The sequence below is a fragment of the Verrucomicrobiia bacterium genome, assembly GCA_035495615.1.
Taxonomy (GTDB): Bacteria; Omnitrophota; Omnitrophia; order Omnitrophales; family Aquincolibacteriaceae; genus DATJFP01.
In genome coordinates, this window is sequence record DATJFP010000079.1 from 1 (window position 1) to 13,765 (window position 13,765).

Sequence of the window (13,765 nt, forward strand, 5' to 3'; positions counted from 1 at the left end):
CAAACTCTCCTTGGCCTTTTCAAATCCGGGGTGATGGTGGAAGGCGCGCTGGCCAATGCGCTGGCCGGCCACGCGGAATTGCGCGTGGACCTTCTTCCCGCGGCACGGGAGATCAAGCCGCGCGCGGCGCGGGCAAAGGCCGCGGCTCCGGCCGCGCAGGCTCCCGCTCGTGCCGAGATGCGTCCCAGCTGGGAAGCCAACGATCTCGTGCGATCCACGCTCGCCGAGCGCAACAAGCAGCGGGCGCAGCTGCTTTTCGATTTCCTGTTCGAGCATCCGCTCGGCAAGACGGGCGTGGTCCACTTTCAGTCGGAACAGGGGACGGCCGCGGTCTTTGATTTCGCGGGAGTCGAAAAGACGCCGCAGGGGCAGTGGCGTGTCCGCGCCAACCGCATCAGCTGGATGTCGATCAACGAAGCTCAACAGGGGCGGACGCTGACGAGCAGCGAGTTCAGCCGTTTCGGCGTGGCGCTTCTGGCCGCGCTCGACCGCCAGTCGCCCGACACCGCCTCAAAGACTCAGATCCGCGAGCTTCTCGACCGCCTCTGGCAGCTCGACCAGAAAGTGATCCAGGATCTCACGGCAAAAAAAGCGGAGTTCGAACCGCAGGCCCAGGCCACGATCGAACGCAATCTCCTGACCTACGAACGGGCCCGGATCGAGAGCCAGACGCTCGTCAATTGGGCGCTCCTGGAACCCGCGGACGCGCCGCCGGGATTCGCGGACACCGATTCCTCGGGCAATCTCGTCTTTTATCCCCGCGTTGAAATCGCGGATTCGCTCTCGACTTATACCGGCGACATGGGTGCGCTCCTTTCCGGATCGTCGCCGGTGCGCCGCAGCGTGCTCGCGGCGGCAGCGGCATGGGAAAAGAGGCTTACGGGCGGCGCCGCGCAGGCGCCGGTGCCGGAACTTGCGGAGGCGGGCACGCGCCGCATCGTGCAGGACACGCATGCGTTTCTCAATCGTTACTTCGCCCACTTTCAGGAAACCCTGGCGCGCGGGGCCCGGCAGACGAAGACACCGCTGCCCACGGCTGAAGCCTTTGCCGCGCTGACGATCGAACAGAAAGTCGGGCTCATCACCACGCTCCGGGCCGCGGACCTGGAGCGTCTGCGCCAGCTCCAACAGAGCCTGGATAACCGCCTGCAGAAAATTCATGAGGGCGCGGAAAATCTCCTCATCATCGATGAATCCGTTGCCGCTTCGGTGCGCGAAGACCGGAGGCTGGAAGAGCGCGCTTATTACCGGCCGGATCCCGGCGGGATTTTCCTGCTGCCGCTCGATCCGGCCAAGGATCCTATTCCGGAAGGCGCGTTCGAGCGCCCGGAATATCCCGGCGTGCTTTTCGCGCGGTTTTCGGCCTATACGCCCGAGGCCGGCGATCCGAACGTGGCCGTTGTCGAAGAACACCGCAAACAAACCCTGGCGCTCGAGGAAAAGGCTCGCAAGCGCGGCCGCGAGCTGGACGTCCTGTCGCGGAGCTATAAGACCGCGGCCGCCGAGATCAAAAACGAAAGGGCGCGCTACGATCTTGATCTGGCCTTCCTGGAAATGACGCCCGAACCTGTTCCTGAATCTCCCCAGGCCCGGGCCGTCGCGGCTCAAGAGGCAAAACCCGCGGAAGCCAAGCCGCGCGGTTTCATGGGGCGCTTCCTCAAGATCTTTGCGCCGCTTCTCCTGCTCGCCGGGCTGGGCGTGGGGCTCGCGGTCTATTATTTTTCATCGCCTCCGCAGGAGCCTCCCGCCGCGGAACAGAAGCAGGAAAAAGAGAAAGAAAAGAAAGTCAATGAGCGCAAAGAAGAAGAGAAAGCTCAGGAACCGCCGCCGCCCGAACAGAACCGCGAGGCGGAAAAGCCAAAGCCTCCGGAAGTCATGCCCAGGGCCCAGCCCCTTCACATCCAGGAACCCTGGAGCCAGTACACGCCGGGTGTCGTCGGCGGCGACGAAACTTCCAAAGGCCTGGGCAAAAAAGATCCCAACGCAAGGCCTGTTTATTATTTCACCTATTCGGGGGATGCTCCGCCGCATTATTTCTTCGTGCACCAGGTCTTCAAGGTCGATCCGAATAATCCGAGCCGCTGGATCGCCGTGCCCCGGAATGAATTGCCGGAATTGACCTACAAGGGCTCCGGCAGGTCCAGTAAGATGACCATGCATGTGCCGCTGCCCGCCAGCGCCGAAGAGCCGACCAAGGGCCTGCCGCTGCCCATCGATGCGCGGCAGGCGGGCCAGAAGCCCGCCAAAGACAAACAGGTCGACGTCGAGTTTCAGCTGAACGGAAGATACGAAGGCGCGGGCCAGCAGAAAGGACCGGGATTTATTCCGGTGGGCCAGGCGAAGCACCTGGATCAGGTGCGTGCCAAATACGGCCTGCCCGAGCGGGACTCGCTGCGCAACGCCACGCCTGAGCAATTGGACGCGGCCTTCCGCGAAATTTTCAATCGCCATTTCAAATATAGTTCGGCCAAGGCATCGAAGGATTACTGGAATGCGCCGGGAGCGCATGAGAAGCTGATGGAAACCGCGCTTCCCGCGGCCGACCGTTTCGTGCCGGGCTGCGAATGCTCGACACTCTCGCACATCCTCGGCTATTTTCTTGCCTACTACGGCTACCACTATGAAATCCTGGGCGGCTACGTGGACGCGGACCGCAACGGCGTCATCGGCCCGAAGGAGGGCCACGCCATCATCCGCGTCTGGATGGTGGACCCTGAGACCGGCGCGGGCTATTACCATTACATGGACCCGGTGCAATGGGTGTCCAACACCGACCGCTGGCAGCGCGAACTCGCCGCGGCGGCGACGGGCGATTCCGACATCAAGCTCTTCACGGATTACCTGCTCGAAAACCGCGTTGCCCCGGCCGTGTATTCTTTTTCCTTTCTGGTGCTGGCGGTCCTGGGCGCGATCGTGGCGCTGGTGCTTTTCCCGTATAAACGCTATCGCGGGCTCGTAAAGCTCTTTGTGAAAAGCGGCTACGAAGAGGGGGCGCCGGGCATTTACAACGGCCGTGTCACGGACGCCTATTGGAAATTCAAGTACGCCTATGGGCCGTACAAGGCCGCGGTTCTCGAACACCACCGCAAGCTCGCGGAATCCGATGCGGCGCACCCCGTGCCGAGCGAGAAGGAGATCGAGGGCTGGTTCGGCCAGCATGCGGCCGTCGCCGTCGTTCGCGCGCAGCGGGCCGTGCAGGGACCTATGGCCGCGGAGCTGCCCAACGCGCCTGAAGACGGCATGAACCTGCGCTTTGTTTTTGACGGCACAACGCTGAAAAGCGTGGCCAATGAAACGGGCAGCGCCGAAGAGAGAAATCAGCCGCGGAAAGCGGCCAGCGGCTTCCGCCATCTGGTCCGGGAAACCCTGCGCACGCTGCGGGGCGTCCTGACTTCGGGGTACACGTGGGCCGCCGCGCGCCTTATCCTCCTGTACCCGCTGCTGGGCACGCTCATGTTTTCCATCGCAGGCGAAACCCTCAGCAATCTTCATACCGCGCTTGTCATGCTGACGCTTCCTTTCGTCATGACCCTCGATTATCTCTGGTTTTCCCACCGCTGGTTCAGCGACGATCGAAGAGATTACGACACCCTTTCATGGATTGGCGCTTTCATCGGAAACTTTTTGGCGGTCACGGTGGCGGCCATCCTCGGGACCGCGGTCGTCGGAGTGTCTCTGGACGGCGTCTGGAGCCTGCTGGGCCAGGACAAGCAAAACGAACTCCAGTTTTTCGCCACGCAAAACTGGCTTTCGCTGATTTCCACTTCCATCAAAAGCTGGGCGGTCACGATCGCGGGATTTTTTGCCGCGATCGCGATCGCAGTCGCGGGGACTTACGCGCTCCGGGAATATCTCTTCCGTACCCGGTACCGCGACTATTTCATGAGGCACAGTTTCGAGATCAATCCGCGGCTTCTGACTTATAGCGCGAAATTCGCTTTCACCAAGGGCATCCCCAAAGGGCCCGAGGTCAGCTATGGAGACGATGCCTATTACACGAGACTCGCGAACTTCCTGGCCAAAGAGCCCGCCGAAGGCCTTCGCGAATACAAAGATCCGAAGCGTCTTGAAAAGGACGTGAAGTACATCACCTACGCCATGCCGCTTCCCGGCAACGGCAAGTATTACCTCCACGTTCCCGAAGCCCTGATCAAGCTGTATCCGGAATTTCCCGTCCATGCGATGGCCTCGATCCGCCAGAGCCAGAGCCCGCCCGCGGACGGCGATCACGAAATTTATTATTTCAGCCGCGATGTGAAGGAGATCTCCAAATATTCCGGGAACATGAAGATCGACGGCCGCGCCGTGAGCACGACCTCGATCAATCCGCTCATCGCGTCGCCTCTCGGCATGGCCAACACGAAGAAGCCCCAGATCGCGGCCGCCGTCAAGTTCCTGCTTCTCGTGCACGCGACGAACCTGAACGGCTATCAAGCCGAGGACGGCCAGCTTTTCCTGCAGAACGCGGACCGGCTCGCGCGCGCCAATCCGCAGATCCTGCGCGACCTCGGATTCCCGGAAACCGGCGACCTGAAGACCCAGCTCCAAGAGATTCTCACGCTGGCAGGGCGCAGCGGCCTTTTCCGGCTTTCGACGCTCGCCGACATGCCCGTCGACAAACTGCGCGAGCGCATGGAACTCGCGTCCCAGCCTTTTCGCGTCATCATCGAGCCCGTGCGCCGCCTCACCCTCGAAGAAGTCCGGCAATATGCGGCGCTCAGGATTACGGGATACCGCCGCGGGGACTTCGAACAGTACGGCACGGAGAGGAAAACGGAGATCCTGCGCCAGATTTTTCCTCTTTTTGCTCTGGAAGCCGACGACGGCGTGGCTTTCCCCGAAGCGATCGAAGTGGTGGCGGAAGATGACCCGACGGACATCGTGCGCGTGCGCTATGCGGACGTGAAAGGCTTTGAAAAATACGCGCCCAAGACCCCGGCACCCGCGCCCGCGGCACTGCCTCAGCCGGAGGCCCCGCGTTTTTCCGCTTCGGAAGAGCAGCATCACGCGGAGCTCAGGCTGGCGGACACGCCGGTTCCGGCCGAATCGCTTCAGGTGATGGCCGCGGGCATTGCACCGGCGGATCTCAAAGGGCCGCTTGCCGCCGTGCTCCCGCAGGGGACGACGGCGGAGCACGCGGCCGAGGTTTCTTTTGAAGTCCTGTCGGAGCGCAATACAGCCGACGTGGGCCGGCAATTGAAGGAATCGGTTTTCGCGGCGTTCCTCGCGTCGCGGGAAACGCCGGGACCGGTTTCCACGATCGACGCGAAGACGGCGCGCGCCGAATCCGCGAAACTCCTTGCCACGCTGGCGTCGCTCACGCACAAGGGCTACACGCTGGGCATGATCCCGCCGTCGGAATCCGAAGCCGCGGGAAAGAAGTCTTATTTCGAGACGCTCATCCAGATCGCGCGCGATTACGGGGTCAACGAGATCGGGACGGATTGGAAGAAGGTGCCGGCGGACGTTTACGAAAAACTGCGCGCGCTGGGCGTGAACCCGCGGCATCTGGATCCCCGTCGTCCTTTCGTCCCGCTCAACGACCAGGAGCTCGTGCCGCTTCTCGTCGTCACGCAGCTGCTGGAGGGCCTGGACTTCAGCAAGTTCTTCATGCCGATCCGCGGCGACGTGTCCGGCATCCAGGACCCGCTCGTCGTGGATTACACCGAGCTGCTCAAGCTCGTGGCCGCGCTGCATCTCATCGACCTTGTCGCGGCCGATCCCGCGCTGCTGAAAAAACCCGCGGAGCTGCAGGCGCAGCTTCTCGGAAGGCTTCAGCTTTTCGATCAGCGTTTCCAGGGTGTGATCACCGGAGACGCGGACGGCTGGGGATTCACGGTGCAGGGGAAGATCGCGCAGGCTTACCTCGAAGCCATGGCCCGCGAGGCGGTCAAGCAAGCGGCATAACTCTCGTCGCATGGACGGGGACAGGACTTCAGTCCTGTCCCCACGGGTGTGAATGCACAATGCCTGTTGCGATCATGCCGACGTTTGCTGGGGAGACGCCTCGGTATCTTTAAGACTCAAGCTGTTCCGGACAAACCTTGTCGAGATGGTGGATCAGCTTCAGGCGCGCGTCGTTGTCGAGATCGAGGAAGAGAAGTCCCACCTGGAACGTGCCGGGTTCGGCCGCGGGCACGCAGCGCACGACACGGCTCTGGATCTTGAGCGGCTCTCCATTTTTGTAAATGTCGAAGGCCACGTCCACCCGCGCTTCCGCCGGCAGCTTTTCATGCGTCAGGACAAGCAGCCCGCCGCCCGAGATGTTGATCGAGGTCGCCAGCTTTCCCGAGCCTTCGGACTGCGGCAGCCGGTAGGCGATCGGCATTTCCAGGTCCACGCGCCGGAAAAAGCGCTTTTCCTTGTTGTCGTCCAGCTTGGCCGTCGCTTTCACGGAGTAATAACCCTTCGACGCCCCGGCCATGATCTCCGCGGTCTTGGCCTGATCCACGGATTCTTCGAGCACTTCGGCGATCACCCGCACCTGGCTCACCACGCCGATCAAATGGCCGCTTTTGAAGACCGGCAGCTTTGGTGTGGCCTGCAGCAGGATGGACGCCGCGGCCTTCATGACCGTGTCTTCCGCGTTCAGGATGACCATGTCGCGCAGCATGATGTCGCTGACGCGCATGTGGTCGTAGCGCGCGGTCACTTCCTTCAGGAATTCGGGATCGGAAAGATTCTGCGGCCGGCTGCGGCTGTCGGGGTAGAGGATCTGCAGCAGGCTTTTTTCGTGGATCATGCCTTTCAGGACCGCGGTATCGTCCACGACGGGAAAATCGCTGATGCCGTGCTTGTGGATGAGCGCCATGAGCTCTTTGATGGTCGCGTTTTCCTGCACGACGACCAGGCTCGGCTCCATGATGTCCTGAATTTTCAGGTTCGGATTGCCCATGCTATTTCAGAAAAGGCTCCAGTTTGTTGGGGATGTCCTGGATTTCCGTGAACGTGATCAGCGCCTCGCGCACGAATTCCTTGTCCGCCTGCTTGACGAGCGACATGGGGCAGAGGACGCGGCAGGTGTAATTCGCCGTGGCCGGGTCTTTCAGGATTTTGTTGCAGAAGGTCGGCAGGTTGAAGCCTTCCGGCTCTTCCGCGTACTGCGCGAGGATCAGCTTGGGCTTGAGGTCGTGGATCTTGCTGAAGATCTTCATCTCGCTGGAAAAAAAGTGGGCCTTGATGCCCTTGAACTGGAAGAAGCTTTTGACGATTTCCTCGACCTTCGGGTCCATGTCGATCACGATGACGTTTTTCTCGCGCGACTGGAAAAAGCCGACGCCGTGATCGAAGGAATCTTTGACGGCCTTCAGCAGGACGCCGGGAAGGATGGGCTTGATCAGAAAGGCATGGATGTCCGCGGGCCCGAACAGGTCCCGCATGCTCGGCTTTTCGGACATGACGATGACCGGGATCTTGCGTAAAGCGTCCGGGAGGGTGCGCAGCTTCTGGACCACTTCGTAGCCCGACATCTTGGGAAGCCCGGCATCGAGGATCAAAAGGTCCGGGGTTTCCTTCTTCAGCATCTTGAAGCCGTCCAGCCCGTTGTCGCAGGAAAGGACTTGGTAGCCTTTGACGCCCAGGCTCGCGGCCATGACGGTCCGCAGGTTCAAGTCGGCGTCCAGAATCAGGATTTTCTTGTTCATTCGCACCTTTGTTCAGTTACAAAAGATCGGCATGGATGGAGGGGCCATTCACTCCAAATATAACAGATAAGGCCCCTCTCCCTAACCCTCTCCCCGCACGCGGGGAGAGGGGAGGGTGAGGGGATTAGATGCCCGCATAAGCCAGGTAGGGAGAAAGCCACCGCTCGACTTCGGGAACACTCATGCCTTTGCGGCGGGCATAGTCTTCGATCTGGTCTTTTTCCAGCTTGCCGACCGAAAAATACCGCGACTCCGGATGCGCGAAGTAGTAACCCGAGACCGAAGACGCGGGCAGCATGGCAAAACTTTCCGTGAGCGAGACCCCGGCGTTTTTCTCCGCCTGAAGCAGGTCAAACATCAGGCGCTTTTCCGTGTGTTCGGGGCATGCGGGGTAGCCGGGCGCGGGACGGATGCCGCGGTATTTCAAATGGATCAGCTCGTCGTTCGTGCAGCTTTCGTTGGGCGCGTAGCCCCAGAATTCCTTGCGCACGCGCTCGTGCAGGTGTTCGGCAAACGCCTCGGCCAAACGGTCGGCCAGCGCCTTCATCAGGATCGCGCTGTAATCGTCGCCTTCTTTTTCAAAGTGTTTCACGGGCGCGTCCAGCCCGGCCCCGGACGTGCACGCGAAAAAGCCCATGTAATCCTTCACGCCCGAATCCTTCGGCGCCACGTAATCGCTGAGCGCCAGGTTCGGATGCCCGGGCCGGATCGACTGCTGGCGCAGCATGTGGAAAACTTTCAGGACCTGCCTGCGCGATTCGTCCGCGTAAATCTCGACGTCGTCTTCCACCGCGGCCGCGGGATAAAGCCCGACGACGGCCCGCGCCTTCAGGACTTTTTTCTTTACGATCTCCTTCAGCATCTTTTGCGCGTCGTCGAACAGCTCGCGCGCCTGCTTGCCGATCACCTTGTGCTCGAAAATTTCCGGGTATTTGCCGTTCAGCTCCCAGGTCTGGAAGAAAGGCGACCAGTCGATGTATTGCGTCAGCGTCTCGAGCGGATAATCGTCCAGGACCTTGAGTCCCAGGAACGAAGGCTTCGCGATGGCGGCCTTTTTCCAATCGGTCTTCAGCCTGTTGGCGCGCGCCTCGGCCAGAGAAAGATACGATATCGTCTGCTTCAGGGCCGCATGCTCTTCCCGCACCCGGACGTATTCCTCGCGCATTTCCTTTATATAAGCGGCCTTCATGTTGTCGCTGAGCAGCTTGCCCATGACGCCCACGCTGCGGGACGCGTCCGTGACATGCACCACAGGGCCCGAATAGGCGGGCGCGATCTTCACGGCCGTGTGCGCGCGGGACGTGGTCGCGCCGCCGATGAGAAGCGGGACCTTCATCTTGCGGTTTTCCATTTCCTGCGCCACGTAAATCATTTCATCGAGGGACGGCGTGATCAGCCCGGAAAGGCCGACGATGTCCGCCTTTTTCTCCTGCGCCGTGTCCAAAATCTTCTCGAGCGGCACCATGACGCCGAGATCAATCACCTCGTAATTGTTACAGCCCAGCACCACGCCCACGATGTTCTTGCCGATGTCGTGCACGTCGCCCTTCACGGTCGCGATCACCATGCGTCCCGCGGCCTGGCCCGCCGTCTTTTCCTTTTCGATGAGCGGCGTGAGATGCGCCACGGCTTTTTTCATGACACGCGCGCTTTTCACGACCTGCGGCAGGAACATCTTGCCCTCGCCGAACAGGTCGCCCACGATTTTCATGCCGTCCATCAGCGGGCCTTCGATGATTTCCAGCGCCTTGGGAAATTGCGGGATGATTTCTTCCAGGTCGGGCTCGATGAAATCCGTGATGCCGTTGACAAGCGCGTACGACAGCCGCTCGCGCACGGGCTTCTCGCGCCATTCCAGCTTTTTAGTCTCGGTCTTTTTATCGCCCGCGTGCTTCTGGGAATACTCGAGCAGCCGCTCGGTCGCGTCGGACCGGCGGTTCAGCACCAGGTCTTCCACGAGATCGAGCAGGTCTTTCGGAATGTCCTGATAAACGGTGAGCAGGCCGGGATTCACGATGCCCGTGTCCATGCCCGCGCGCGTGGCGTGATACAGGAACGAAGCATGAATGGCTTCGCGCACGTGATTGTTGCCGCGAAATGAAAAGGAGACGTTGCTGACGCCGCCGGTCACGTGCGCATGCGGCAGGTGCTTCTTGATGTACTCGCAGGTCTTGAAAAAGCTCACGGCGTAGTTGTTGTGCTCTTCCAGGCCCGTCCCGATCGTGAGGATGTTCGGGTCGAAGAAAATGTCCTCGGGCGGGAAGCCCAGCTGTTCGGTCAGGATTTTATAGGAACGCGTGCAGATCTCGATCTTGCGCTCCGCGGTATCGGCCTGGCCCTTCTCGTCAAAGGCCATGACGACCGCCGCGGCGCCGTAGCGGCGGATGAGGCCCGCGCGTTCTTTGAAGATCGCCTCGCCTTCCTTTAAGGAGATGGAATTGACGATGGGCTTGCCCTGGATGCATTTCAGGCCCGCCTCGATGACCGACCATTTGGACGAATCGATCATGAACGGCACTTTGCAGATGTCGGGCTCGGTTGCCAGGAAGTTCAGGAACTTGGCCATGGTGGCTTCGGAGTCGAGAAGACCTTCGTCCACGTTGATGTCGATGATGTTCGCGCCGGATTCCACCTGCTGCTTGGCGATCTTCAGCGCCTCTTCCCAGTTCTCTTCTTTGATGGTCTTGGCGAACTTCGGCGATCCGGTCAGGTTCGTGCGCTCGCCGATGTTGATGAAATTGCTGTCGGGCCGCAGCGTCAAAGGCTCGAGCCCTCCAAGCCGCGTGAGACGGGGGACCACGGGCACTTTGCGCGGCGCAAAGCCGCTCACGGCTTTCGCGATGGCGCCGATGTGGTCCGGCGTGGTTCCGCAGCAGCCGCCCACGATATTAAGGAGGCCGTGCGCCGCGAACTCCTTCACGATCCCGGCCATTTCGTCCGGGCCCTGATCATAGCCGCCGAACTGGTTGGGCAGCCCGGCATTGGGGTAAGCGCTCACGTAACAGCCCGCGATGCGCGACAGCTCTTCAATATAAGGGCGCAGTTCCTTGGCCCCGAGCGCGCAGTTCAGGCCCACGGAAAAGAGGCCGGCATGCGAGACTGAATTATAGAAGGCTTCCGCGGTCTGCCCGGAAAGGGTCCTGCCGCTTCGGTCGGTGATCGTGCCGCTGACCATGAGCGGCAGCTTTTTGCCGGTTTTCTCGAAGAAGGTCTGGGCGGCAAAGAGCGCGGCTTTGCAGTTCAGAGTATCGAAGACGGTTTCGATGAGGAGAAGGTCCACGCCGCCTTCGACCAGCGCGGCAATCTGCTCGGCGTAGATTTCCACAAGGCGGTCGTAGGTCACGGCCCGGAAGCTGGGATCGTTCACCTTGGGGGAGATCGAGGCCGTCGTGCTCGTGGGTCCGACCGCGCCGGCCACGAAGCGCGGCTTGGCCGGATTTTTCCGCGTGAAATCCTCCGCGGCCTTGCGCGCAAGCCGCGCGCTTTCGAGGTTGAGGCGCCTCACCTCGCCTTGGAAATGATAATCCGCCATCGAGAGCGCATTTGAATTGAACGTGTTGGTCTCGATGATGTCCGCGCCCGCCTCGAGATAAGCGCGGTGGATGGCCTCGATGATTTCGGGCCGCGACACCGACAGCGCGTCGTTGTTGCCCTTGAGATCGGAGGCGTGATCCTTGTAAGCGCTGCCGCGGTAACCGGCTTCGTCGAGCTTGTAGCGCTGGATCATGGTGCCCATGGCGCCGTCGATGATGAGGATGCGTTTTTCGATTTCCTTCCGGATGTCAGGCATAAGTGCGGTATTGTACCCCATGCCCCGGTTTTTCGGCAAACAACGCTAGGTTGAACAAATTCTACATTCCGTTTCTTTTCCCGTCGCCAACGGCTGTCCCTGAAGACGACGGCGCCGTGGCCGTTCGGAGCTTCGCATGATCTTCCTGCCGTTGCGGCGAGTGACTCGATTTTTTTTGCAAAAGAATGCGCAGCGGAGAAAAATGCAAGAAAATTTTCAGAAATATTTTCGCTAAAAAAATTTTAATCGTTGAAATTCCTTTCAAGTGGGAGCAGAATTCAGAAAATTATTTTGCACGACGGAAAAATAATTTTTGCCGAGAAATTTCTCCGGTTTTGGCGGGAAAAAACGGCGCGGAACGGAAGAAAAAAAGAAAAAGTTTCGAAAAATTCCGCGCTGAGACCCGCGTCAAATCTGGAAAATTTCAAAGGCCTCGGAAAAGCCAACAATCAGGTTGACAACCGCAAGCTGTTGGGGTAAAGTTTCCGACGCGACACAATACTTAGGTTTTTGAACCTAAGGCCGATCATTGAGAGGACTCTTCCCAGCGGTGAAAAAAGGCGCTCCCAAGGCGTCTCACCCCGGGAAACGAAAGCGGAAATTCAAGGCATCAAAAACAGCCCTCCAACCCTTTGGAGCTGCAGCATGATGTTAGGTTCCGTGAAGTCCTTGAAGTACGGCCCACAGTTTCAAATTCCGATCGTGTCTTGTCCGCCAGGGCAATTGTCCCGACATTGTGGGAATCAGTTAAGAAAGGGTCGTGAGGTTAAAGGGATGATGGGTTTTTCGCCCAGACATCAATCAGATTTAAACCTTCAAGCATCGCTCGCAGACCAAAAACTTACCCCGCACAATACAAAAACCTTTCAAAAACATTGGGGCGATTTTTCTCCCCTGACCCTGAAATAGGGAGGCACAAAAATATGGTCCAAGCGAATCCCCACGTGTCTGCGCTCACGGTCAAGAAGCGTAACGGGCAGCTCGTTCCCTTCTACGACATTCATATTTTTAACGCCGTCGAAAGCGCGTTCAAAGCGCAGTACAGCATTCCTCTCGAGTCCGAGCTCGATGCCCATTCCAAAGCCAATGTCCGCAAGGTCACTGATTCCGTCGTAAAGTGGTGCGAAGATCAGGCCGGCAAAAACAAAGTCGTCTTCATTGAAGATATCCAGAACGCCGTCATCCGGGAGTTGAAAGAGCAGGGGCACCGCGAAATCGCCGAACGTTATTCGGCGTATCGCCGCCTCCACGACCTCAAGCGCTTCGAAAGCGAGCGCATCACCGTCCAGAAGCGCGATGGACGCGTGGTTCCGTTCATGCACGAAAAGATCGTTATCGCCGTGGGCAAGGCCTTTTCGGCCATGCAGCAGGGAGCCCCGCTTGATGACCAGTCCCGCCGCGACGTCATCGAAGTCACCGACCGCGTGGTGGCCCAGATCAAGGCCCTTTCCGCCGGGATCTTTACTATTAGTATTGAAGAGATCCAGGACATCGTCGAAAAGACCCTGATGAAGTCCGAGTGGCACGATATTGCCCGCCGCTACATTGTTTATCGCGACGAGCGCCGCCGCAAACGCGACGAGGAAAAGAAAGAACCCCAGGGCATTTCCATCACGATGGCCGAGAAGGAAGGCCTGGAAGTCCGCCACAAGGACGGCACGGTCGAGAAGCTCGATATCGAGCGCCTGAAGCTCGTCGTCGCCGAAGCCTGCCACGGTATCGAAGACAAATGTTCCGTGGAACGGGTGCTCCAGGGCGCGCTGAAGAACTGCTTTAAGGGCATGCCCGCCACGCAGCTCCGCGAAGCCATGCTGCTGGCCGTCCGCCCCTTGATCGAAATGGAACCCGCGTATACGTTCGTCGCGGCCCGTTTCCTTCTCCGTAAGGGGTATTCGGAGCTGGTCGGCAAAGAAATCAGCATCAAGGAAATGCGCAAGGCTTATCCGGCCGCGTTCCGGTCTTCGATCGAGCTCGGCGTGAAAGTGCAGCGTCTTTCCCCGAAGCTCCAGGATTTCGACCTCGACAGGCTCGGCAAGGCGCTCAAACCCGAACGCGACCTTCAGTTCCAGTACATGGGCCTGCAGACGCTCTACGACCGCTACTTCCTTCACGACAAGGGCCGCCGCTTCGAAACGCCGCAGATTTTCTGGATGCGCGTCGCGATGGGCCTGGCCGTCAACGAAGGCGAGCAGAAGAACGAACGCGCGATTGAGTTCTACGACGTGCTGTCGTCCTTCCGTTTCGTCAGCTCCACGCCCACGCTTTTCAACGCGGGCTCCCTGCACTCCCAGCTCTCGTCCTGCTTCCTCACCACGGTGAGCGACGACCTGGA

General features: G+C 59.8%; 6 protein-coding genes. 3 read left to right on the forward strand and 3 right to left on the reverse strand.

Annotation, left to right across the window (positions count from 1 at the left end):
• The first annotated feature begins 30 nt into the window (after positions 1-30).
• A complete protein-coding gene (locus VL688_10170) occupies positions 31-5,907 on the forward strand; it encodes a hypothetical protein (protein ID HTL48408.1) in 5,877 nt (1,958 codons plus the stop codon).
• A 109-nt stretch (positions 5,908-6,016) separates the two neighbouring features.
• On the opposite strand, the gene VL688_10175 is transcribed toward VL688_10170, so the two are convergent.
• The 3 genes from VL688_10175 to metH all read right to left on the reverse strand — a co-directional run bounded on the left by VL688_10175 (position 6,017) and on the right by metH (position 11,433).
• A complete protein-coding gene (locus VL688_10175; GenBank protein ID HTL48409.1) occupies positions 6,017-6,895 on the reverse strand; it encodes a CBS domain-containing protein in 879 nt (292 codons plus the stop codon).
• A gap of 1 nt (position 6,896) precedes the next feature.
• Complete coding sequence (locus VL688_10180; GenBank protein HTL48410.1) at positions 6,897-7,643, reverse strand: response regulator; 747 nt, start codon at positions 7,641-7,643, stop codon at positions 6,897-6,899.
• A gap of 124 nt (positions 7,644-7,767) precedes the next feature.
• A complete protein-coding gene (gene metH / locus VL688_10185) occupies positions 7,768-11,433 on the reverse strand; it encodes a methionine synthase (GenBank protein HTL48411.1) in 3,666 nt (1,221 codons plus the stop codon).
• Between the two features lie 185 nt (positions 11,434-11,618).
• On the opposite strand from metH, the gene VL688_10190 reads away from it, so the two are divergent.
• Positions 11,619-11,891: a hypothetical protein gene (locus VL688_10190; GenBank protein HTL48412.1), complete on the forward strand. Its 273-nt coding sequence runs from the start codon at positions 11,619-11,621 to the stop codon at positions 11,889-11,891.
• Between the two features lie 465 nt (positions 11,892-12,356).
• The coding region (locus tag VL688_10195; protein HTL48413.1) for an ATP cone domain-containing protein at positions 12,357-13,765 on the forward strand (1,409 nt) is incomplete at its 3' end.

Excerpts from the sequence above, each read along its gene's own strand:
- VL688_10175 (HTL48409.1), bottom strand. The coding sequence starts at position 6,895 with ATGGGCAATCCGAACCTGAAAATTCAGGACATCATGGAGCCGAGCCTG.
- VL688_10180 (HTL48410.1), bottom strand. The coding sequence starts at position 7,643 with ATGAACAAGAAAATCCTGATTCTGGACGCCGACTTGAACCTGCGGACC.
- metH (HTL48411.1), bottom strand. The coding sequence starts at position 11,433 with ATGCCTGACATCCGGAAGGAAATCGAAAAACGCATCCTCATCATCGAC.
- VL688_10190 (HTL48412.1), top strand. The coding sequence starts at position 11,619 with ATGCGCAGCGGAGAAAAATGCAAGAAAATTTTCAGAAATATTTTCGCT.